The organism is Tepidibacter formicigenes DSM 15518 (genome assembly GCF_900142235.1).
GTDB classification, from domain to species: Bacteria; Bacillota; Clostridia; order Peptostreptococcales; family Peptostreptococcaceae; genus Tepidibacter; species Tepidibacter formicigenes.
On the sequence record NZ_FRAE01000035.1, the window covers coordinates 1 to 23,314 of the forward strand.

General features: G+C 26.0%; 27 protein-coding genes, 1 rRNA gene and 2 pseudogenes. 1 reads left to right on the forward strand and 29 read right to left on the reverse strand.

Annotation, left to right across the window (positions count from 1 at the left end; translation table 11 throughout):
• The 29 genes and pseudogenes from BUA77_RS07930 to BUA77_RS08070 form a co-directional block, all read right to left on the reverse strand.
• A 16S ribosomal RNA gene (locus tag BUA77_RS07930) occupies positions 1–162 on the reverse strand; the annotation flags it as partial.
• A gap of 355 nt (positions 163–517) precedes the next feature.
• Positions 518–1,078 carry a beta-class carbonic anhydrase gene (locus tag BUA77_RS07935; RefSeq protein WP_072888994.1) on the reverse strand — a complete coding sequence of 187 codons (561 nt, stop codon included), beginning with the start codon at positions 1,076–1,078 and terminating at the stop codon, positions 518–520.
• 29 nt (positions 1,079–1,107) lie between these two features.
• Positions 1,108–2,634, reverse strand: coding sequence for a YifB family Mg chelatase-like AAA ATPase (locus BUA77_RS07940; RefSeq protein ID WP_072888996.1), 1,527 nt, complete (start codon positions 2,632–2,634; stop codon positions 1,108–1,110).
• 9 nt (positions 2,635–2,643) lie between these two features.
• Complete coding sequence (locus BUA77_RS07945; protein ID WP_072888999.1) at positions 2,644–2,997, reverse strand: YraN family protein; 354 nt, start codon at positions 2,995–2,997, stop codon at positions 2,644–2,646.
• A gap of 1 nt (position 2,998) precedes the next feature.
• On the reverse strand, positions 2,999–3,274 hold the full coding sequence (locus tag BUA77_RS07950; protein ID WP_072889001.1) for an EscU/YscU/HrcU family type III secretion system export apparatus switch protein: 276 nt from the start codon (positions 3,272–3,274) through the stop codon (positions 2,999–3,001).
• A gap of 4 nt (positions 3,275–3,278) precedes the next feature.
• Positions 3,279–4,679 carry a hypothetical protein gene (locus BUA77_RS07955; protein ID WP_072889003.1) on the reverse strand — a complete coding sequence of 467 codons (1,401 nt, stop codon included), beginning with the start codon at positions 4,677–4,679 and terminating at the stop codon, positions 3,279–3,281.
• Position 4,680: 1 nt separating this feature from the next.
• Complete coding sequence (locus tag BUA77_RS07960; protein WP_072889005.1) at positions 4,681–5,460, reverse strand: ribonuclease HII; 780 nt, start codon at positions 5,458–5,460, stop codon at positions 4,681–4,683.
• 64 nt (positions 5,461–5,524) lie between these two features.
• Positions 5,525–6,421: a ribosome biogenesis GTPase YlqF gene (gene ylqF, locus BUA77_RS07965; RefSeq protein ID WP_072889006.1), complete on the reverse strand. Its 897-nt coding sequence runs from the start codon at positions 6,419–6,421 to the stop codon at positions 5,525–5,527.
• Positions 6,422–6,535: 114 nt separating this feature from the next.
• On the reverse strand, positions 6,536–6,880 hold the full coding sequence (rplS, locus tag BUA77_RS07970) for a 50S ribosomal protein L19 (protein WP_143151328.1): 345 nt from the start codon (positions 6,878–6,880) through the stop codon (positions 6,536–6,538).
• A 100-nt stretch (positions 6,881–6,980) separates the two neighbouring features.
• Positions 6,981–7,718 carry a tRNA (guanosine(37)-N1)-methyltransferase TrmD gene (trmD, locus tag BUA77_RS07975; RefSeq protein WP_072889007.1) on the reverse strand — a complete coding sequence of 246 codons (738 nt, stop codon included), beginning with the start codon at positions 7,716–7,718 and terminating at the stop codon, positions 6,981–6,983.
• Positions 7,718–8,221, reverse strand: a complete 504-nt coding sequence (gene rimM / locus BUA77_RS07980; protein WP_072889008.1) for a ribosome maturation factor RimM — start codon at positions 8,219–8,221, stop codon at positions 7,718–7,720. Before rimM ends, trmD begins: the two co-directional genes overlap by 1 nt.
• Positions 8,222–8,334: 113 nt before the next feature.
• Positions 8,335–8,565, reverse strand: coding sequence for a KH domain-containing protein (locus BUA77_RS07985; RefSeq protein WP_072889009.1), 231 nt, complete (start codon positions 8,563–8,565; stop codon positions 8,335–8,337).
• A 27-nt stretch (positions 8,566–8,592) separates the two neighbouring features.
• Positions 8,593–8,838 carry a 30S ribosomal protein S16 gene (gene rpsP / locus BUA77_RS07990; protein WP_072889010.1) on the reverse strand — a complete coding sequence of 82 codons (246 nt, stop codon included), beginning with the start codon at positions 8,836–8,838 and terminating at the stop codon, positions 8,593–8,595.
• 28 nt (positions 8,839–8,866) lie between these two features.
• Positions 8,867–10,216, reverse strand: a complete 1,350-nt coding sequence (gene ffh / locus BUA77_RS07995; protein ID WP_072889011.1) for a signal recognition particle protein — start codon at positions 10,214–10,216, stop codon at positions 8,867–8,869.
• Positions 10,213–10,581, reverse strand: a complete 369-nt coding sequence (gene ylxM / locus BUA77_RS08000) for a YlxM family DNA-binding protein (RefSeq protein WP_072889012.1) — start codon at positions 10,579–10,581, stop codon at positions 10,213–10,215. Before ylxM ends, ffh begins: the two co-directional genes overlap by 4 nt.
• A gap of 89 nt (positions 10,582–10,670) precedes the next feature.
• Entirely contained in the window at positions 10,671–11,816 is a 1,146-nt protein-coding gene (ftsY, locus tag BUA77_RS08005) for a signal recognition particle-docking protein FtsY (RefSeq protein ID WP_143151329.1), read from the reverse strand.
• 11 nt (positions 11,817–11,827) lie between these two features.
• Positions 11,828–15,388 (reverse strand): chromosome segregation protein SMC, encoded by a 3,561-nt coding sequence (gene smc / locus BUA77_RS08010; protein ID WP_072889013.1) that lies wholly within the window; start codon positions 15,386–15,388, stop codon positions 11,828–11,830.
• Positions 15,389–15,403: 15 nt separating this feature from the next.
• Complete coding sequence (locus tag BUA77_RS08015) at positions 15,404–16,471, reverse strand: elongator complex protein 3 (protein ID WP_072889015.1); 1,068 nt, start codon at positions 16,469–16,471, stop codon at positions 15,404–15,406.
• The gene (rnc, locus tag BUA77_RS08020; RefSeq protein ID WP_072889018.1) at positions 16,471–17,181 is read right to left on the reverse strand and encodes a ribonuclease III; all 711 of its coding nucleotides are present in this window, start codon (positions 17,179–17,181) and stop codon (positions 16,471–16,473) included. The genes BUA77_RS08015 and rnc overlap by 1 nt, the downstream gene beginning before the upstream one ends.
• Before the next feature lie 129 nt (positions 17,182–17,310).
• Complete coding sequence (locus BUA77_RS08025; protein ID WP_072889021.1) at positions 17,311–17,745, reverse strand: CD1247 N-terminal domain-containing protein; 435 nt, start codon at positions 17,743–17,745, stop codon at positions 17,311–17,313.
• A gap of 163 nt (positions 17,746–17,908) precedes the next feature.
• On the reverse strand, positions 17,909–18,466 hold the full coding sequence (gene efp / locus BUA77_RS08030; RefSeq protein ID WP_072889024.1) for an elongation factor P: 558 nt from the start codon (positions 18,464–18,466) through the stop codon (positions 17,909–17,911).
• Between the two features lie 25 nt (positions 18,467–18,491).
• Positions 18,492–19,559: a M24 family metallopeptidase gene (locus tag BUA77_RS08035; protein ID WP_072889026.1), complete on the reverse strand. Its 1,068-nt coding sequence runs from the start codon at positions 19,557–19,559 to the stop codon at positions 18,492–18,494.
• Entirely contained in the window at positions 19,556–20,002 is a 447-nt protein-coding gene (gene aroQ / locus BUA77_RS08040; RefSeq protein WP_072889028.1) for a type II 3-dehydroquinate dehydratase, read from the reverse strand. The genes BUA77_RS08035 and aroQ overlap by 4 nt, the downstream gene beginning before the upstream one ends.
• A 40-nt stretch (positions 20,003–20,042) precedes the next feature.
• A complete protein-coding gene (locus BUA77_RS08045; protein WP_084605635.1) occupies positions 20,043–20,555 on the reverse strand; it encodes a shikimate kinase in 513 nt (170 codons plus the stop codon).
• Position 20,556: 1 nt separating this feature from the next.
• Complete coding sequence (locus tag BUA77_RS08050; protein WP_072889034.1) at positions 20,557–20,832, reverse strand: late competence development ComFB family protein; 276 nt, start codon at positions 20,830–20,832, stop codon at positions 20,557–20,559.
• A 60-nt stretch (positions 20,833–20,892) separates the two neighbouring features.
• A complete protein-coding gene (locus BUA77_RS08055; protein WP_072889036.1) occupies positions 20,893–21,396 on the reverse strand; it encodes a prepilin-type N-terminal cleavage/methylation domain-containing protein in 504 nt (167 codons plus the stop codon).
• Between the two features lie 47 nt (positions 21,397–21,443).
• Positions 21,444–21,875, reverse strand: a pseudogene (locus tag BUA77_RS08060) (hypothetical protein); the annotation flags it as partial.
• A gap of 17 nt (positions 21,876–21,892) precedes the next feature.
• Positions 21,893–22,477 carry a hypothetical protein gene (locus BUA77_RS08065; protein ID WP_143151330.1) on the reverse strand — a complete coding sequence of 195 codons (585 nt, stop codon included), beginning with the start codon at positions 22,475–22,477 and terminating at the stop codon, positions 21,893–21,895.
• Between the two features lie 148 nt (positions 22,478–22,625).
• A complete protein-coding gene (locus BUA77_RS08070; protein WP_072889044.1) occupies positions 22,626–23,000 on the reverse strand; it encodes a hypothetical protein in 375 nt (124 codons plus the stop codon).
• Positions 23,001–23,149: 149 nt separating this feature from the next.
• On the opposite strand from BUA77_RS08070, the pseudogene BUA77_RS14870 reads away from it, so the two are divergent.
• Positions 23,150–23,314: pseudogene (locus BUA77_RS14870) on the forward strand (IS701 family transposase); the annotation flags it as partial.

The following is a 23,314-nucleotide window of genomic DNA, read 5'->3' on the forward strand; positions in this document are numbered from 1 at the left end:
ACCTTTCGGTATGTTATCCATGTGTATAGGGCAGGTTACCCACGCGTTACTCACCCGTCCGCCGCTAGGATCAAAGAGCAAGCTCTTATCTCCTCGCTCGACTTGCATGTGTTAGGCACGCCGCCAGCGTTCATCCTGAGCCAGGATCAAACTCTCAAAATAAACTTCGTTTATATCGCCAACGAAATCAAAGATTTCCGTTGCTCAAAATAAACTTCATCGGCTTCATGTTTTATATCCAGAATCACTTGGTGTGATTCATTATAACCTACTGTTTAATTTTCAAAGCTCAATTTGTTTTTTCCTCTTGTCGAGGACAAGTAATAATATATCACCTTTATTTAATTACGTCAACACTTTTTTGAAAAATATCTTGTATCAAGTAATGAAAAATTAGAAAAATTACATAAGTATTGGTTTTAAGGCTTATTTATATAAACGAAAAACATCCTTACCTTGGATGTTTTTCATTTATATTTTTACAGTGTTTTTATGATAGTATTATTATATTTATTAATTATTTGTATCCATCTACAACAACTTCTAACTCTCCTGTTTCAGGATCTATTACAAGTCCATGAACAAAAATATCTTTAGGTATTAAAGGATGATTTTTAATTATGGATACACTTTCTTTTACAGAATCACCCACACAATCAAATCCCTGAAACCATTTTTTTAAATCAACTTCTGTATCTTCAAGATTATATATAATATCCTTTGATATACCTCTTTTTATAATTTTTTCAATCATATCTTTTACATTAAGACTACTTACACCACATCCATGGTGTCCTATTACAAAAACTTCCTCAGCATTTAATTCATAAACTGCTACTAAAATACTTCTCATTATACTTCCATAAGGATGAGTAATTACAGCACCAGCATTTTTAACAACTTTTGCATCCCCATTTTTTAAATTTAAAGCAGGAAGAAGAAGTTCTGTTAACCTTGTATCCATACAAGATAGTATTACTATCTTCTTATCAGGGTATTTTGTCGCTTTATATTTTTCATATTTTTTATTTTCTACAAATAATTTGTTATATTCTAGTATTTCCTGTAATTTACTCATATGTGATTTCTCCTTTTTACCTTTGTTTTTTAATTATTCCAATAATTAAAATATGCTTTTCTAAAAGATAAAGCTTCTGATATATGATTTATATTTATATTTTCTTCTCCTTCTAAATCAGCTATAGTTCTTGATGTTTTTAAAAGTTTATAATAACTTCTTGAACTAAATTTATGTTTTGTAAATACACTTTTAATAAAACTCTTACTTTCTTTATTCAAAGAGCAGTACTTGTCAATATTTCTTGTGTTTATTTCATTATTTGTAAGTACATCTTCATTCTTATATCTATCCATTTGAATTTTCCTTGCTTTTTCTATCCTCTTTTTTATATCAATGGATTTTTCTGTATTTTCATTGTTTTGAAATTCATCGTAGTTTAAAGGATTAACTTCAACAAATAAGTCAAATCTATCAAGTAGTGGTCCTGAAATTTTATTTAAATACCTCTTTATTTCACTAGGTGAGCACTTACATTCCCTATCTGATTGGTAAAATCCACACGGACAAGGATTCATAGAACCTATTACAAGAACACTGCATGGGTACCTCAAATTCATTTTAACCCTAGATATATTAACATATTTATCTTCAATTGGTTGTCTTAATGTTTCTAGAATTTTTCTATCAAATTCTAGAAGTTCATCTAAGAATAGTACTCCCCTATGAGCAAGTACTACTTCTCCTGGTCTTGCATCACTTCCTCCTCCAATAATTGCTGTTTTTGTTGTTGTATGATGGGGAGATCTAAATGGTCTTTTAGTTATAATTCCTATATTTTCGTCTATAAGACCAGTTGCACTATATATTTTACTTACTTCAATGATTTCTTCTTCTGTCATGTCAGGAAGTATTGTATTTATTCTTTTAGCTATCATTGTCTTTCCAGATCCAGGAGGCCCTATCATTAATATATTATGATTTCCTGCAGCTGATATTTCAAATGCTCTTTTTACTAAATAATTACCTTTTATATCAGAAAAATCTAACTTATATTCTTCTTCTCTTAAATTTATTTTTTCTTTTTTATGTATATTGAGTTTTGTTTCATTAGTCAAAAAATCAATTAGTTCTCTTAAGTTTTTAACTCCAAATACTTCTATTCCATCTATATATGACGCTTCTTTCAAATTGTCTATTGGAAGAAATACTCTTTTAAAGTTTTTATTTTTTGCCTCAATAATTATAGGTAAAACACCTCTTATCTTTTTCAACTTTCCATCTAGTGATAATTCACCTAAAAACAAGGTGTCTTTAATATATTCTTTTTTTAAATCGTAGTTATTATTGAGTATTCCAACAGCCATGGCTAAATCAAAATAAGGACCTTCCTTTTTAATATCGGCAGGAGATAAATTTATAATTATTCTACAATTTGGAAATTGATATCCACTATTTAAAATGGCAGATTTTATTCTTTCTTTTGACTCCCTTATTGAAGTATCAGGAAGTCCTACTATATTAAATACAGGTATCCCTTTAGATAAATCTATCTCTACATCTACAATAAATCCATCTATTCCTAATATACAAGAACTTTTAATATTATAAAACATTTTATCCTCCTAGTGACCCCAAAATGCATTTTCTATGTGATTAATATTTTTATTTTTTAAATAAACTTCAATTACATCAAATCTAAAATTATTATTATTAATATTATTAGACAATATATAATATTTTGCAGTAGAAATTATTTTATTTTGCTTCTTATAATTTACAGCTTCACTTGGATAACCATAATCTAATGAATTTCTTGATTTAACTTCTACAAAAATTATTTTATTATCTTTTGAAGCTATTAAATCTATTTCTCCATATTTAGTTCTATAATTTCTCTGTAATATATTAAAATTGTTTTTTATTAAATACTCACTTGCTATATTTTCTCCTAAAATCCCTTTTTCCCTATTATTCATATCAATACCCCTTTTTTGAATCTATATCAGCAATAAATACTAAAATCTGTGCAACAGCTTCATAAAGCTCTGGAGGTATTTCCTGTCCTATTTCCAGAGTTTCAAGCTGCTTTGCTAATTTTTCATCTTCATATATAGGAATTTTATTTTCTTTAGCTCTTTCTATTATATTTTCTGCAATCTTACCTTTTCCTTTTCCTATAAGCTTTGGAGCATCATCTTCATTTATATCATACTTTAGTGCAGTTGCAATCTTACTTCCTTTTTTTAACTTCATATAATCACACCCATATATCAAATTTAGAAAATTTATTATTTATATATTCTAAATTACTTAATATACTTTCACTTTCTTCTTTTACTTTATAATTAATATGAACATTTTTTATTCCTATTTTATTTAATGCGTTTATTAACTTTTTTTCATTTAATTTAAATAGTTTTAATATATTTTCATTGCTTATTCCAAACAATATTTTTAAATCTTCATTATAATAATTTAACATAGTATCTACCCTATCTAAATTATGGGTATTTAATGATATAAATATACTTATTGATCTACCACTTTTTTCTTTATTTATATTTTTATCATTTAATAAAATTTCAGCTAGGTTTTTATACTCTTTATAATAAAAAGGTACTTGAAAGTACATATACTCATTTGATACATTGTTTAAAAATTCCAATTTCTGACCTATTTCACTTAACTCTTTTCCTTCTAACTCTCCTAATTTTATATTTTTTTCAAGCCCTAAATTTTTTATTAAAGATTCTAGATTTTTTTTTATTTTTTCAATATTAACTTCTTTATCTACCTCAAGATTTTTTATAAAATTCTTAATTATTTGTTTAATATCTTTTTTATCTACTGACTGACTTTCTTTGTTAATATCTGCATATTTAATTAATAATTTATCAAATTTTATAATTTCATTATCTATTTCTTCACTTTTACTAAGTAAAGAATTGATTTTATTTAATAAATCCTCAATATTCTCTCCTTTTAAAAAACTATCTAATATTTTCATATTTTCAGTGTTTAATTTAAAATTATTTTTAAATAAAAATAATATATTTTTCTCTTTTAAATCTATATTTTTTAAATCACCTAAAATATCTTTTATATTTTTACCTTCTTTATTTATATACATGTTTTTAACTATTTCTCTTATCTCTTTATTTTTAATATCTGTAATATCCTTATTTAGATTTTGTATTTCTTCTTCAGATAAATTAGATAAAATCCTAAAAGATGCTAAATTTTCTTTTAAATATTTAAAATTTTTATTATTCACAGGTATATTTTGCTTTATCATTTCCTTTATCAATTCTTTATTTTCTTCAGTATTTTGAATATTAAGCTCATTTATCAAATTATTTATTTTTAAATTAAGCTCTTTTTCAAGTGCTGTTCCTTCAATTTTAGGCTGAAGAACTAATCCATTAGCCCCTTTTAAAATTTTAAAATTTATTTCTTCTCCAAGTAAATTTTCAAGAGGGATATTACTATTTGCTAAAAACTCTCTTCCATTTTGCAATAAAATTTTAACTGCATTTGATTTTACATCAATTATTTTACCTGTTATTTCATTACTATTTTTCAAAAGCTCAGCTAGTTTAGTATTTTTTTTTGATATAATGCCCCTTAAATTAAAATCACTATATCCTGAAATTCTCATATTAATCACCATTTAAAATAGATTTAAGAAAAGACTTTCTATGAATAGGAGTTATTCCATGTTTTTCAATAGCCTCATAATGCTCTTTAGTTCCATATCCTTTATGTTTAGAAAATCTATACTCAGAATATATTTCGTCATACTCATACATCATTTTATCCCTAGTAACTTTTGCAAGTATACTTGCTGCTGCTATAGATATTGATTTACCATCACCTTGTATTATAGAATTTTGTGGTATATCTATATTTGGTATAGTTGCTGCATCAATTAGTAAATAATCTGGTTTATTTTTAAGACTATTTACTGCCTTTTTCATAGCCATATAAGTTGCATTTAAAATATTAAACTCATCTATTTCTTCATTGCTAACTATTCCTATACCATAATCTACTGCCTCTTTTTTTATTATTTCAAATAGCTCTTCTCTTTTTTTCTCACTTAATTTTTTAGAATCATTTATTCCATGTATTACTGTGTCCTCATTTAATACTACAACTGCAGCAACTACAGGACCTGCAAGAGGACCTCTTCCAGCTTCATCTATACCACCTATATATTTATATCCTTTTTCATATCCTTCTCTTTCAAATGTTTTTAATTTTTCAATTCTTTTTTCTTCTTTTCTTATATCATCTAATTTCTTAGAAAGTTTTATAGCTATTTTTTGAACAGATTTTCTTTTATCATTTCTTAGTATATCTATGTATTTCATATAATCCCTTATTTCTACATTATTTATAAATTCATTTATTTCTTTTACATTCATATTTTCAAACATAATTTCATCTCCTTTATAATAACTATATATAAATTATATTAAAAAAATAAAAATAGAGAAAGAATTACTCTTCCTCTATTTTATCATTGACTAAATCTTGGGGAACTTCTAAAGTTATTTTACCTATTTTACCTTCTCTAAACTCATTTAAAACTATGTTTGCTATTCTAGTATAATCAAGTTCTCTACCAGCCATAATACATCCTCTTTTTTCTCCAATCATATCCATAGTTTCAAGAGGAGTATCTCCTAATTTATTTAGCCTATATCTTTCTTTTAAATTATTTGGAGCTATAATCATTAATTTTTCTATTAATCTTAAAGCAAGAGTTTCTATATCCAAAACTTCATCTTTTATAGCTCTAGTAAATGCTAGATTAAGTGCTACCTGCTCATCCTCAAATTTAGGCCACAGTATTCCTGGAGTATCTAAAAGTTCTAAATTTCCTTTTAATCTAACCCACTGTTTTCCTTTAGTTACTCCTGGCCTATCTCCTGTTTGAGTACTTTTTCTACCTGTTAATTTATTTATAAGGGTTGATTTTCCAACGTTAGGAACTCCAACTATCATAATTCTTATAGGCCTTTCTTTTCTTCCTTTTTTAATTAAAGCTTCCATCTTTTCTCTTGTGACATTTTTACACTCTTCTACTATCTTATCTACGCCTTTTCCTCCTATAGTATTTACAGGAATAGCTTTAATACCTTGTGCAGCATAGTAATCCTGCCACATTTTTAATTTTTCTGAATCTGCCATATCTGATTTATTTAGTACTACAACCTTTGGCTTTCCTTGTATTATTTTATCTATATCAGGATTTTTACTACTAAAAGGTATTCTACTATCCAAAAGTTCTACTACTACATCTATGAGCTTTAAATTATTCTTAAGTAAATCCTTAGTCTTTTTCATATGACCAGGATACCAATTTATGTTCATTCTGTTATCCATATTTTTCATATTATCACACCCATTTTATTAATTTTATATTATTTGCATTTTTAACAAACTTACATGAAATTATTATAAAAATATAATTTAAAAGGGACTGAATAACAGTCCCTATAAAATAAACTATTTAGCTTCTTTAATTTTAGCAGCTTTACCAACTCTTTCACGTATGTAGTTGATTTTAGCTCTTCTAACTTTACCTCTTCTTGTAACTTCGATTTTTTCAATTTTTGGTGAGTGAACAGGTAATATTTTTTCAACACCTACACCAAAAGATATTTTTCTTACAGTGAAAGTTTCTCTAGCTCCTCCACCTTGTCTTTTAATAACTACACCTTCAAATAACTGGATTCTTTCTCTTTTTCCTTCTTTGATTTTAAGGTATACCTTTACCGTGTCCCCAGGTCCAAAGTCTGGTACATCATTTCTTAATTGTTCGTTTTCGATAGCTCTTATTATATCCATCATTTTTTTCCTCCTAATCCTAGACGTTCATAATTATTTTTTATAACAGAGGAACGCCCGTTATTTTCAACCTTTTAAATTTTATCATGAAAACAAATCATTTTCAATGCTTTTTATTGATTTTTTCTATATATTTTTTATCTTTATCAGTAAGATCTGCTTTTTTTATTAAATCAGGTCTTTTTCGAGCAGTTATCTCTATAGATTTTTGTCTTCTCCATTCGTCTATCATCTTATGATTTCCAGAAAGTAATACATCAGGCACTTTTTGATCCATAAACTCTCTCGGCCTTGTGTAGTGTGGATATTCAAGAAGATTATCTTTAAAAGATTCTTCCATAAAAGATTCTTCCTGACCTAAAACTCCAGGAATAAGTCTTGATATAGAATCTACTAATATAAGAGCAGGAAGTTCTCCTCCTGTTAATACGTAATCTCCTATTGAAATCTCATAGGTTACAATTAAATCTATAATTCTTTGATCTATACCTTCATAATGTCCACAAAGAAGTATTATATCTTCATCAGTTGAAAAATCTTGAGCTAATTCTTGATTATATACTTTTCCTTTTGGAGTTAAGTATATAACCTTTGGATCTTTTATATTAAATTTATCTATTATATAATTATACGTATCATATATAGGTTGAGGAGTCATTACCATTCCTGCTCCTCCTCCAAATGGATAATCATCAACTTTTTTATGTTTATTCTTTGAAAAATCCCTTATGTTGTATAAATATATTTCTATTAAACCTTTTTCTACTGCTCTTTTTATTATACTTTCATTTAAATATCCTTCAAAAACTTGTGGAAACAATGTCATTATATGAAATCTCATTATATCATTCCTTCTATTGGATCTATTATAATCTTTTTATCTTCCATATTTATTTCAGGAACAAATTTTTTAACAGCAGGAATTAAGAATTCCTTTCCTTCTTCATTTTTTATTACATAAACGTCATTAGCTCCAGTTTGTATTACATCCTCTAGTATCCCTATATAGTCTCCACTTAAAGTAAATGATTTAAGACCTATTAAATCTGCTATAAAATATTCATCTTCTTCAAGTTTTCTTGCATTTTCTCTTGGAACTTTTAAATATCTATTTCTTAGCTTTTCTACTTCATTTACATTATCTATTCCTTTTATTTTAAGTACTGCCAAATTATTTTTATATCTAACTTTTTCTATTTCATATTTAGTTTCTAAGTCATCTCCAATATATACCCAATCCAATTCTTCAAATCTTTCTTTATAATCAGTTAAAGGGTATACTCTCATTTCTCCTTTTAACCCTTGAGTATTTACTATTTGTCCAACTTTAAAGTATTCTACCATTATTTCACCTACTTTTATATTAGATTTTATATGGATTGTAAAATTATTTTTTCCTTACATTATAAAAAATATATAAAAATATGCACAAAAAGGATTAGGGTTATCCTAATCCTTTATTGTATAATTTCTACACTTACTTTTTTCTTTTCCTTAATAGCAGCAGCTTTTACTAAAGTTCTAATAGCTTTAGCAATTCTACCTTGCTTTCCTATTACTTTACCCATATCTTCTTGGGCAACCTTTAATTCCACAATCACAGATTGTGTTCCTTCTATCTCATTAACAACTACTTCATCAGGGTTGTCAACTAGAGATTTAGCGATTTTTTCCACTAATTCTCCCATGACTTCCACCTCCTATTAGAAGGATACCTATTCAATAATACCGTTTTTCTTAAATAATGATCTAACAGTGTCAGTTGGTTGAGCACCAGTCTTTAACCATTTAACTGCTTTTTCATCATCTATTTTGATTTGCTTCGGCTCAGATACTGGGTTGTAGTATCCTATTTCCTCTATAAATCTACCATCTCTTGGTGCACGTGAATCAGCAACAACTATTCTATAAAAAGGCTTTTTCTTAGCACCCATTCTTCTTAATCTTATTTTTACTGCCATTTATTTCACCTCCCTTAAATGTCTTAATCTATCTTCCAAAGAAAGGAAATTTAAATTTTCCTCCCTTTTTCATGCTTTTTTCTAAATCTCCAAATTGTTTCATCATTTTTCTAGTTTGTTCAAATTGCTTGACAAGTCTATTTACTTCTTGTACTGTAGTTCCACTACCTTTGGCTATTCTTCTTCTTCTACTAGCATTTAATATAGATGGATCTTTTCTTTCTTTTTTTGTCATCGATTGAATAATAGCCTGTATTCTAACTATTTCTTTATCATCAAAGTCAATATTTTTAAGCTCTTTTGCTCCACTTATCCCAGGAATCATTTCTATGATTTTGTTTAAAGGTCCTAAACTCTTAATTTGCTCCATTTGAGTTAAAAAGTCCTCAAAATCAAACTCCTGTTTTTTAATTTTCGCTTCTAGTTCTTTAGCCTTTTTAATATCTATAGCTTGTTCAGCTTTTTCAATCAGTGAAAGAACATCACCCATTCCAAGAATTCTAGATGCCATTCTATCTGGATGAAAAGGCTCTAAATCTTCTAGTTTTTCTCCCATACCTATAAATTTTATAGGTTTATTTGTAACTGATCTTACTGAAAGGGCAGCTCCACCTCTAGTATCTCCATCAAGCTTTGTAAGTATAACTCCATCTATACCTAAAGCTTCATTAAAACTTTGTGCTACATTTACTGCATCTTGTCCTGTCATAGAGTCTACAACTAGAAGTATTTCATGAGGCTTAACTTCAGCTTTTATGTTTTTAAGCTCATCCATTAGTACTTCATCTATATGAAGTCTACCAGCTGTATCTATAATAACTAAATCATTATTATTTTTAACTGCATGGCTTATTCCAGCTTTAGCTATATTTACAGGATCTTCTTTATCTCCCATTGAAAAAACGGGTATATCTAATTTTTCTCCTACAACTTGTAATTGTTTTATAGCAGCAGGTCTGTATATATCACACGCAACCAATAATGGTTTTTTCCCTTGTTTTTTTAATAATCCTCCAAGTTTACCACCAGTTGTAGTTTTACCTGCTCCTTGAAGTCCAACTAACATTATTATAGTAGGAGGTTTTGATGAAAAGCTTATTTTACTCTGAACATTTCCCATTAAAGCAGTCAGCTCTTCATTAACAATTTTTATTACATGCTGTCCAGGAGTTAAACTTTCCATTACTTCTTGACCTACAGCTCTTTCTTTAACTTTATTCACGAAGTCTTTTACAACTTTAAAGTTAACATCTGCTTCAAGAAGCGCAAGTTTTACTTCCCTCATAGCATCTTTTACATCTTTTTCATTTAACTTTCCCTTCCCTTTTAACTTACCAAGGGTACTTTGAAGCTTTTCAGCTAATCCTTCAAAAATCATCCTAACAACTCCCTACAAATTTCTTCTAAGTTTTCAATCTTAGGGACTAAAATAGTGCAATCTTTACCACTTTTAATTTCTTTTTTTATATTAACAAGTTCTTTGTATATATCTTCAATATATTTATTTCTTTCATTAAATTTTTTAACTAATTGCAGTTTTTTTTCATAATCTTGTAATATTTTTTCTGCTCTTTTTAAAGTATCATATATTCCTTGTCTTGAAACATTAAGATTTTCACTAATTTCACCTAATGAATAATCTTCATTGTAGTAAAAATTAATTACTTCTCTTTGCTTTTCAGTTAAAAGTTCTTTATAAAAGTCAAATAAAATGCTAACTTCTATAACCTTATCTAAATTCATATTAACACTTCCTAAAGAAATACATCTGTAAAGTTCGCAACCTTTACAGATGTATTTTATATCAGATAATACATCTTGTCAATATTTTTTTATTCATTTTCATCCCCAAATAATGCGTTTACAAAATCTTTAGAATCAAAATCTTGAAGATCTTCCATTTGTTCCCCTACTCCAATTAATTTTACAGGAACATCAAGCTCTGATTTTACAGCAAGAACTATTCCACCTTTAGCAGTTCCATCAAGTTTTGTTAAAACTATTCCAGTTATATTTGCAACTTCCTTAAAAACTTTTGCCTGAGAAACTGCATTTTGACCTGTTGTAGCATCTACTACAAGTAAAACTTCTTTTGTAGCTTCAGGATATTCCCTATCAACTATCTTGAATACTTTACCTAATTCATTCATTAAATTTTTCTTATTATGAAGTCTTCCAGCAGTATCACATATTAAAATATCTGCTTTTCTAGATTTTGCTGCTTTTATTGCATCAAATATAACAGCTCCAGGATCTGATCCTTCTGAATGCTTTACTATGTCTACCCCTACTCTATTAGCCCAAACTTCAAGTTGATCTATAGCTGCTGCTCTAAATGTATCTCCTGCAGCTAAGAGAACACTTTTACCTTCTTTTTTGAATCTGTTAGCCATTTTTCCTATAGTAGTAGTTTTTCCTACTCCATTTACTCCCACAACTAGTATAATAACCGGAGAAGGTTCTATATTAAGTTTATTTTGTTCATCTGATAAAATACCAGCTAGTATATCCTTAAGTTCATCTCTAACATTAGCGCTTTCAGTTATTTTTTTACTCTTAACTCTATTTCTAAGTTCATCTACAATTTCCATTGTAGTATTAACTCCTATATCAGAAGTTATTAGTATTTCTTCTAATTCTTCAAATAATTCTTCATCTACCTTTACATACACTTTTAAAAGGTTATCTACCCTATCTGTAATTCCTTTTTTAGTTTTAGATAAACCTTCCTTTAATCGTGAAAATAAATTAAATTTAGTTGGCTTATCTTCTTCAGTTTCTATTTTTTCTTCTTGTACTGCTTCTTTATTACTTGTTATTTCTTGTTCAATTAATTCATCTATACTTTGATTTATTTCCTCTTCTATTTTTTCATGTTCCACTATGTCCGTTGCTTTCTCTTCTTGTATCGCTTCTTCATTACTTGTTATTTCTTCATTTTCTTTCTTTTTGAACTTATCAAATATTTTTTTTAACATAAAATCTCCTCCTAGCTAACATTTTCTTCAGTTAATTCTTTTGCCTGTTCTATCTTTAGACTTACCACTTTAGATATTGCTTTTTCCTCCATAGTGACTCCATATATATAATCAGAAACCTCCATAGTACCTCTTCTATGTGTAATAGATATAAATTGAGTATTTTTAGATAAATCCTTTAAAAATTTACCATATCTGTATATATTCGCATCATCAAGAGGTGCTTCTATTTCATCCAATATACAAAATGGAGTTGGTTTTGTAAGAAGTATTGCAAAAAGTATAGATATAGCTGTTAAAGCCTTTTCTCCTCCTGATAAAAGATTTATATTTTTTAATTTCTTACCTGGAGGTTGAGCTGTTATTTCAATATCACTTTCCAATATATTTGAATTATCTACTATTTTAAGCTCACCATATCCTCCACCAAATAATTTTTTATACACTATCATAAAGTGTTCATTAATCTTTTTAAAATTAGCACTAAATTCTCTTTTCATGTTTATTTCTAAATCTTGTATAAGCTTTTCTATAGAATCTATAGACTTTTCCAAATCCTGCTTTTGTTCTTTATAAAAATCATATCTTTCCTTTACCTCTTTATACTCCTCAATAGAATCTAGATTTACATTTCCCAGTTGCTTAATATGTGCTTTTATATCTTCTATTTTCTTTTTTTCTATTACAAGATTATCATCTTTCAACTTTAGTGCTTCATGGAAGGTCATTTCATAATTTTCCCATAGTTTATTAAAATAGTTTTCTTGATTTAACTCCAATTTTTCTATTTTTCCTTCTAACTTATATATACTTTCTTTTAAATCTAAATATTTTTCTTCTACTTTTTTAAGTTTTTCTTTTTTCATTTTTAGATTATTTAATACTTTTATTTTTTCTGCTTTATAATCTTCAAATTTTTTTTCTACATCTTTTATTTTTTCATTTTTTTCTTCTTTTTCCACTCTGATAAGTATTAGTTTTTCTCCTATTTCTTCTCTTTCTATTTCATCTTTTTTAATTTCTTCTTTCTTTTGTTTTAAATCTCTTTTTATATTATCAATTTCATCATTTATTCTATCTATTTCTCTTTGATTATTTTCGTAAACTTGAGAAAACTTAGCAAAATCAAGATTAATATTATTTAAAATTTCTAAGTCTTTTTCATATTTTTGTTTATCAATTTCTTTTTCCTTAGTAATATTTTTGATGTTTTTCTCTATATCTAAACTCTTATCTTCTAATTTTTTTATTTTTTCTTTTAAAAATATTATTCCATTTTGGGTATAATCTAAATTTTCTTTTAATCCTTTTTCTTCTCTTTCTAATTTTATTTTTATATCATTTAGGTTATTTATTTCTTCTTCTAATTTACTAATATCTGAATTAATAGTCAAATTTATTTTTTCTTTATCTTTAATTTCTAAATCTAAATTATAAATCTCTTTATCTTTAATTTCTAAATTATTTTGTAAAACATTTCTTTCATTTATAAATTTTTCGAGTTTTATTTTAGAATTATTTATACTTTCCTCAAATTCTTCTATAACTCTTTTTCTCGAAAGTAAATTATTTACAGTTCTAACACTTCCTCCAGTTAAAGAACCTCCTGCATTAAATACATCGCCTTGAAGTGTAACTATTCTATATTTATGCTTAGTAATTTTTCCAAGCTTTATAGCTACATCAATATTTTCAACTAATATTGTTCTTCCTAATATATTCTCAATTATATTTTTAAATTTAAAGTCAACTTCTACAACATCACTAGCTATTCCTAAAAGACCTTCCACTTTTGGAATTTCATCTATATTTATTTTTCTCCCTTTTATTATATTTAAAGGTAAAAATGTAACTCTTCCAAAATTATTTTTCTTTAAATATTCTATTGCAAATTTAGCACTATTTTCATCTTCTGTAATTATATTTTGAAGAGATGACCCAAGTGCTACTTCTACTGATATTTCATATTCTTTAGGTACTTTTATAACTTCAGCCACAGCTCCCAAAATTCCATTTAAACTCTTATTTTTAAGTATTTGTTTTACACCTTTATTAAATCCTTCATACTGTTTTTCCATTTCATAGTATATATTTAACTTTGAAGTGTACTCATTTATCTTTAATTTTTTGTTATTAATATTTTCTTCAATATTTTTTAAATCATTTTTTAATTTGTCTAAGTTTTTTATTTGTAAATTTTTATTTTCTATAAATTCATTTAACTTTTGTTCATATTCTCCTTTTAATTTAAGGTTTTTACTTAACTCCTCTTGCTTAGTGACTATTTTTAAGTTTGTACCTTCTAATTCTCTTTTTACTTCCTCTTGTCTATTTTTTATATTTTCTAAGCTAGTGTTAAAGCTGGACAATCTCATATTTTTTTCATTTTTTTCATCTAATATATTTATTATACTATCTTTAAAGTTTTCTACTTTTTCCTCTTTTAATCTTAAATTTTCTCTATATTTATTTGTTTTTTCTTGAATAAAACCACTTTGTTCTTTTAAATCATCTAACTTTAACTTTAGTTTTTCATTGTCTTGTAATAAATTCTGTAACTCTTTCTCATTTTTTTCTTTCCTACATTCTAACTCTAGTAATTCTTTTTCTTTTCTATCTTTATTATTTTCTATATTTTTTATTTTTTCATTTAATAAATTTAAGTCTGCTTTTTTATGATCTATTTCTACTTTTAATTTATGTATGCTTTCATTAGAATCATTTATTTTTACTTCAAGAGAAGTCAAATCACTTTCTAAATTAGAAATTTCTTCTTCTTTATTATTTTTAGTTTTTTCTAATTCATTTAATTGATTTAATAGTATTTTGCTGTGATTATTTAACTCTTTTAACTGTATATCTAGTGCTTCAATTTCTCTTATATAATTGTTTGCCTCTAGTACCTTTAATTCTTCTTTTAGTTCTATATATTTTAATGATTTATTTTTTTGAACCTCTAAAGGCTTTAATTGATTTTCTATTTCATAGAAAATATCATTAATTCTATCTAAGTTTTCTTTTGTATTTTTTAGATTTTTTTCTCCTTCTTGCTTTTTATACCTATACTTAGATATTCCACAAGCTTCATCAAATACTTTTCTTCTATTATTTGAATTATTACTTAATATTTCATCAATTTTCCCCTGTTCAATTATTGAATATCCTTCTCTTCCTATACCTGTATCTAAAAGAAGCTCTTTTACATCTTTCAATCTACAAGGTTTATTATTTATATAAAATTCACTTTCTCCAGATCTATAAGCTCTTCTTTTTATAGAAACTTCACTATAGTCTATATCTAAAATTCCATCTTTATTATCAATTGTAAGAACTACTTCACAATAGTTCATTGGCTTTTTACTATCTGAACCAATAAATATTACATCTTCAAGCTTGTCTCCTCTTAAGCTTTTAATACTTTGTTCACCTAAAACCCATCTAATGGCATCTAGGACATTACTTTTTCCACTTCCGTTAGGTCCAACAATTGATGTTATTCCATTTTCAAATACAATATCAGTTTTACTAGGAAAGGATTTAAATCCCTTTAGCTCTAATTTTTTTAGATACAAAAAAATCCCCCCATGCTAAAATTTATATATGTTATACAATTTGTTATATATTTCTTTTATATTAGTTTTATATTCATTGTTATTATAATTAAAATAAATTTCATCAAGATTTAATATTCTTTCCTGAATTTTTAAATTTATTTTATACTTTTCTCTTAAATATTCTATATTAGCTTTTTTATTTCCAACTATTTTAGATATATTTTTTTTATTTACATATATTATTATTTTTTCTTTTATATTTTTATCTTTTATTAAAATTTCAATATAGTCTCTATAAATTCTAGATTCTATAAGTTCTCTTAAAGAAGGATGATACGGCCCACAAATCACATCCCTTCCAAGGGCTATATCTTCAGTAGCTTGAAGCCCAACTCTTATAACCTTTATACTATTTAAGTAAAATAAAACTAGAAGTTTTTTTACTATTTGTATTGTTTCTTCTAAATTAAAAGGATTATATTTTTTTTCATTATATAATTTTTCAAGGCCTGTATCTTTTACAACTAATGTAGGATATATCCTAACAAAATCTGGTTTTAAATCTATAAATCTTTTTGCAGTATATATGCACTTTTCTTCAGTGTCAGAAGGAAGTCCTGCCATCATTTGTAGTCCCAATTTAAAACCATATTCCTTTATTAATTTTGATGACTTTACAACATCTAAATCACTATGTCCTCTTATGCTGTTATCTAAAACCTTCAAATCCATAGATTGAACTCCAAGTTCTATTATAGTAACTTTATTTTCTTTTAAGATATTAAGAATATTTTTATTTATACAATCAGGTCTTGTAGAAAGTCTTATATCTTTTACCAAGCCCTTATCTACATATTCCTTTGCAATAGATAAAAGATTTTTTTGAATTTCTATATCTATTGCTGTAAAACTACCTCCAAAAAAAGCTATTTCTATATGACAGTTTTTATCTATTGTTTTTAAATAACTTTCTATTATATTCTTAACTTCTTCTTCTGTAATATCTGTACCTACTCCTGTTATTTTCTTTTGATTGCAAAATATACAATCATGGGGACAGCCTCTATGAGGTACAAATATAGGTATTATTCTTGTCTTCATTAATTATCAACCTTCTTTAGTGCTTTTTTTGCAGCCATTTGTTCTGCTTCTTTTTTGCTTTTTCCTTGTCCTTTACCTAATATTTCATTCCCTAATTTAACTTCAATTACAAATTTTTTATTATGATCTGGTCCAATTTCTTCTATTACATTATAATATATTTTTTCATTTGTTTTACTCTGTAAAATTTCTTGAAGATGTGTTTTATAATCTCTAAATATTTTTCCTTTTATTGAATCCTGTATTATATCACCCATAAAAGAAAGTACAAATTCAGTAGCTTCTTTAAGACCTCTGTCTAGATAAATTGCTCCAATAATTGCTTCTACAGCATCTGCAAGAATTGATATCCTTTCTCTTCCTCCCGTTACTTCTTCTCCCTTTCCTAATAGAAGGTACTTTCCTAAATTTAAGCTTTTTGCTACATCACTTAAAGATTCCTCACAAACTATATTTGCTCTAACCTTTGTAAGTTCTCCTTCTGGTAAATCTTTTTGATTTATAAATAAATGATGGCTTATTACTATACTAAGTACAGAATCTCCTAAAAATTCTAGTCTTTCATTATATTTTATATTATTTTTTTTATTTTCATTTGCATATGAGCTGTGAGTTAATGCTTCTAGTAAATAATCTTCATTATTAAATTTATATCCTATTTTTTCTTCAAATTCTTTTATAAATTTTTTTATATTCTTATTTGACATCATATTATTACCTCCTAAATTTGAAGGACCTTTTTCAAGTTATAGTTTACTATTTTTAAAGTAATATTGTAAAGAAATTTAAATAAAAAAGGACTGCTCAAAGCAGTCATTTTTTATACAAATTTCTTTTTATTACTCTTCATGATTACCACAGTGGCAGTTATCGTGTTCATGATCACCATGGCAGTGACAATCTTCTTCTGCAAATAATATAACTTCTTTACAGTTTGGGCAAAGAATGTCTACATCATCATCATATAATAAATCTTCATCTATTTCTACTTCTTCTCCACAACTTGGACACTGAACTTCTATATATTCAAATTCTTCATCTTCAGAATCTTCTTCATATACCTCTTCTTCTAAATCTTCTAAGTCTTCATCTATTGACTCTATGTATTCAGCCATTTCACTTTGTTCTTCTTCAATTTCAACTATTGCATCAGCAAAATCTTCTAAAACATCTACAATATGCATTAAAAGCTTTCCTTCTTTGCTATTTTCGTCAATTCCTAGACCTTCTGCTAATCCTTTTAAATATGCTACTTTTTCATATAAATATTGCATATTATATACCTCCTTATTATAAAATCTTTTGTGCTGTTAAATTAACTTACACAAAGATTAGTTAATATATTCTACTTAAATTACCATTTCTCCTTCTGTAAAAATGCAATTTAAAGCAGATTTAACAAACTGATATATATATTATACCCAATAAGAAGATATATTAAACTCTAGATAGGTATTCTCCTGTTCTAGTATCTATTTTTATTTTATCTCCTATGTTTACAAATAAAGGAACTTGTACTACAGCACCAGTTTCAACTGTTGCAGCTTTTGTTACATTAGTTGCAGTATCTCCTTTTACTCCTGGCTCTGTTTCTATTACTTCTAATTCTACAAAGTTTGGCGCTTCAACTTGGAAAGCTTGTCCTTCATAAAATCTAATAGTAGCACTATCATTTTCTTTTAAGAATTTAATTGCCTCTTCAACTTGATCATAGTTTAAAGGAACTTGATCGTAAGTTTCATTGTCCATGAAGTAATATAATTCACCATCATTATATAAATACTGCATTTGCTTTGTTTCTATATGAGCTTTTGGGAATTTATCACTTGGATTAAAAGCTTCTTCTCTTATAGCTCCTGTTTTTAAATTTCTATATTTAGTTCTAACAAATGCTGATCCTTTACCAGGCTTAACATGTTGAAAATCAACTACTAAACATGGTTGACCATCTTTTACAAAAGTAACTCCTTTTCTAAAATCTCCTGCTGAAACCATTATTATCCCTCCATTATTTAATTTTTTAGCATGATAATTCTATTAATTCCTTAGGTGAGTTAGATAGTACTTTATACCCATCCTTTGTAACTACAACTAAATCTTCTATTCTAACTCCTCCAAAGTCAGGAATATAAATACCAGGTTCATCTGTTATAACCATACCAGGTAGTAATGGATTTGTACCTAGTGAATTTACATGAGGCATTTCATGTACTTCAAGACCTACGCCATGGCCAAGTCCATGTCCAAATTTATCTCCATAACCTGCATCAGTTATAATGTCCCTAGCAATTTTATCTAGTTCACAACCAGTAATACCAGGCTTTACAGCTTCTAAAGCCTTAATTTGAGCATTTAAAACAATTTCATATATGTTCTTTTGCTCATCACTTGCTTTGCCTATAACTATAGTTCTAGTCATATCAGAACAATATCCATTATATATACAACCAAAATCTAATGTCAAGAAATCTCCTTTTTCTATTAGCTTATCACTTGCAACTCCATGAGGAAGAGAGGATCTCTTTCCAGAAGCTACTATAGACTCAAAGGAAAGTCCTGTAGCACCCTTTTTCTTCATAAAATATTCAAGCTCTAATGCTATATCTTTTTCAGAAATTCCAGGTTTTATGTATGTTAATATATGTTTAAAAGCTTCATCTGCAATACTAGCAGCCTTTGCTATAGTATTTATTTCATCTTCATCTTTTACAACTCTTAAAGATAGCATTAATCCTTTTAAAGGTATAAATTTTATATTTTTAAGCTCATCAGTAAATTTAGAATATGTAGAAAAGTCCATATAATCATCTTCAAATCCTAAATTCTTTATATTCATATTTTCTAAATATTCTGTTACAGGCTTATTTCTTGATATTTCAAGTATTTCAAATCCTTTACATTGACTTGCAGCCTGTTGTATATATCTAAAGTCTGTAAAAAATATACTTTTATCTTCTGTTATAAGCACATATCCTGCAGTTCCTGTAAATCCTGAAATATATCTTCTATTTTCAGGCTTATATATTAAAACAGCATCTAAATCTCTATTTTTCATTTCTTCTTTGAGTTTTTTTATTCTATTATTCATTTATCTTCCCCCTTTAAGTATTCAAGTAAAGAATAAATTCCAAGTATATAACTGTAAAAACCAAATCCTGATATTTGACCTATACAAGACCCAGCTGTTACACTTTTTTGTCTAAATTCTTCTCTACAATGAATATTTGAAATATGAACTTCAACTGTAGGTATATTTATAGCCTTTATTGCATCATATATTGCAAAGCTGTAATGAGTATAAGCACCTGGATTTATTATTATACCTTCGTAAAATCCAATACAATCATGAAGCTTATCTATTATTTCTCCTTCATGATTGCTCTGAAAAAAATCTACACTTATATCATATTTTTTACATTCATTTAAAATAAAATTTTCTAAGTCTTTTATGCTGCTTTTACCATATACATTTTTTTCTCTAAATCCCAACAAATTTAGATTAGGCCCATTTAAAATTAGTATTTTTTTCACAAAAACACCTCATAATATAATTTTTACCATATATATAATATCATACTTTGTTTAAATTGAGTAGTATATTAAAAACTACTTCCTGTATATTTTTGTCGTCTACCTTTATTATTATATCAGAAGCTTTTTTATATTTATCTATTCTATTATTTAGAAGATTATTTATCTTTTCAGCTATATTTTCAGTTTTTAGTAAAGGTCTTTGTATATTTGATGTTTTTAAATTTCTAATTATAGTATCTTTATTTGCTTTTAACCATATTACAGTTCCAATTTTTTTTAACAAGTTAATATTATATTCTTTTTCTATTATTCCCCCTCCTGTAGATAATATTATGCCTTCTTTATCTAATATATTTCTTAAAATTGAAGTTTCCAAATCTCTAAAATAACTTTCTCCTTTTTCTTTAAATATATTACTAATATTCATATTTTCTTTTTCTTCAATAAGCAAATCAGTATCAATAAAATTCATATTGAGCTTTTTAGAAAGTTTTTTCCCTATTGTACTTTTTCCAGTAGCCATAAATCCTACTAATACTATGTTTTTCAAATTACTCAACTCCATTATGAGGATTTTTACTAACTATTTCAACTGCTTTTACCAATTGATTCATAATATCTACATTAAATTGACTATTCATTTCATTTATTTTAGTAAAAACTTTTCCTTTTTCTGATACACAATATTTAGGAGGTAAATTATTTAAAGCTATAGCTTTTATATCTAAAATACATTTTTCACATTTACAAATTTTATTATATCTTTGTAAAACCTTTCCTAAATAAATACCCACAATATCTTCCATATAATTTCTTAATTCATACATATTTAACATCTCCCAATTATTAAAATATTTTATTATCATTATATTTATATATTAAAATTACTAGATACTATAATTTCTAAAATAAACTAAAAATTCAATATTCATAATTTCCTTATTTTTTTCCATTTCTAAATAAATCTTTACCCCCTTACCTTCACTTATTTTTTCAATATTGAATTTTTTTACATAATCCCCAATTTCATATCCATTATACATCAAATTCCTTCTATAAAACATCTTTTTTCTTTTATTGTCTATATATATTCCTTCTACATTATCTGATAATACGAATCTTAACTCTTTTATTTCTCCTTCTTTAAAATCTTTACTTTTAATTTTATATCCATCTTTATTTATTACACTATGAACTCCAGAAGAAAGATACAATTTATTTTCTATAAATTCCTTTATAAACTGAGCTTGTTCTTGAATCTCTATTCTAGCTTCAGTTTTATTAAACATCTTTACATTTAAAAAGATTATATTAAATGATAAAAGCATTAATATACTAGTAAGACCTAGTGAAATTATAACTTCTATAAGTGTAAAACCTTTTTTATTCATAAAAAACCTTCCTTTTTATTTAAATTAAAATAGACCTAAATTTAGGTCTATTCATAAATGCCTTCTTTCACCAAAATTCTACCACTAAAAGGAACTATAGTAATTTCTCTTTTTTTGTTTCTATCTCTGTCAATTATAGTTATAATATCTCCTTGATTATTAAGAGAACCTGTTAATGTAAATATTATTTTCTGAGAAGTATGGTAAATATCTGTATTTTTTGGAAGTTCAACTTCTTTTTTATTTTTACCATTCTCTCTTAATATATATGAATTTATTCCATTGGACTTTTTATTATAGTATATATACGTTGAATAATCCGAATTAATATTTCTTATTCTTGTATACCTTATATCACTACAAAGCTGCCTTACAAATGAATCTATCTTATAATCTTTTAAATAAAATTTACATATAGGTATTGATATTAATATAGAAATTATACTAATACACACCAAAAGCTCTATCAAAGTTACACTCCTTTGTTATCCATAACTTATCTCCTCCTAATCCAATTTCTAACTTCTATAAGTTCATTTATATTTTTACTTTTTTTATCATCACATATTATTAATTCTTCTTTGTTTTTAAAATAATAATTTGTGTAATTTTCTTTTTTATTAGGAATTTTTATATAAAAATCCGATTCTATTTGCTTTTCTATTTTTCCTTTTTTATAAGAAGAAGCTACTTTAAATTTTATTTTATTATTTTCTATTTTTACCAAATCATCTACTAAATTTATTTTCAAACCATTGCTTTTTATTTTTTCTATATTTTTTATGAAATTATATTTTTTACTTCCTAACAAAAAATAATTTTTATAACCCTTTTGAAATTCTTCATTTAATTTTTCTTCTATATTTTCCTCATTTAAATCATAAGAAACTTCATATTCATTTAATATTACATTTAAGTAAATACTATCTTCTCCCATTAATTCTTTATTTATTTCTCCTTGTATAAAGCTTTTATATTCAAAATTCATAAACTTATCTAGCTCATCTTTTCCATATTCTATAGCACACTGAATCTCATCTATAATTTTTCCATAAACAATGTCTAAGCCTCCTTCACTCATATAAAAGCATTTCTTTGAATTAATATATATATTTTGAATACAATAATTAGCAAAGGAAATACTAATTATTGTTATACTTAAAATTGATAATATAAAAAACACAAAAAGAGTAGTAATCAATATATATCCTTTCTCATTTATCACAAAATCACCTTATTTTTCTATAACTTTGAAGATTTATTATTTCATTATTATCTTTTTCAACCTTGACTATTATTTTTAATGAATTTTTAATATTAAATTCATTATTTTTTGATTCTAAAACAGTTTCTATAGTATATTTCCCTTCATTAAAATACTTTTTATTATAATCTTGTATTAAAGTATCTATATCATCAGCTTTTATTTTTTCAATATATTCTTGAGCTAAACTTAGTGCTTCTAATTTTTCCTTTGACTTTAAAGACCAAATAAAGCAATTAGAAAAAATACTTATAAAAGACAATATTATTATTTCTATTATTGCTAAAGATAATATTATTTCTAATACTGTGAATCCTTTATTTTCATTTAATTTATTCATATAGACACCTACTTTACTTTTTAAGTATTGTCTATGAAAGTGCAAAAACACTTCAATAATTTTCCATTACAATAAAATAAAAAACATTTATGCAAAACCTTGTTATAATTAAGTTCCTACACAAAAACATAACAGGTGGTGTTGCATAAATGTTTCAGAACTTAATTATAACAAATGAATTAACATTAGACAAATTTTTAAAAGAACTAAAATATGACTTATATCTTACAAAACCACAAATAAAACATATGCAAAATATAGTGAAATCAATGTTTATGAGTGGTTATACAGGTAAAATCAATGATGTTTCTAAA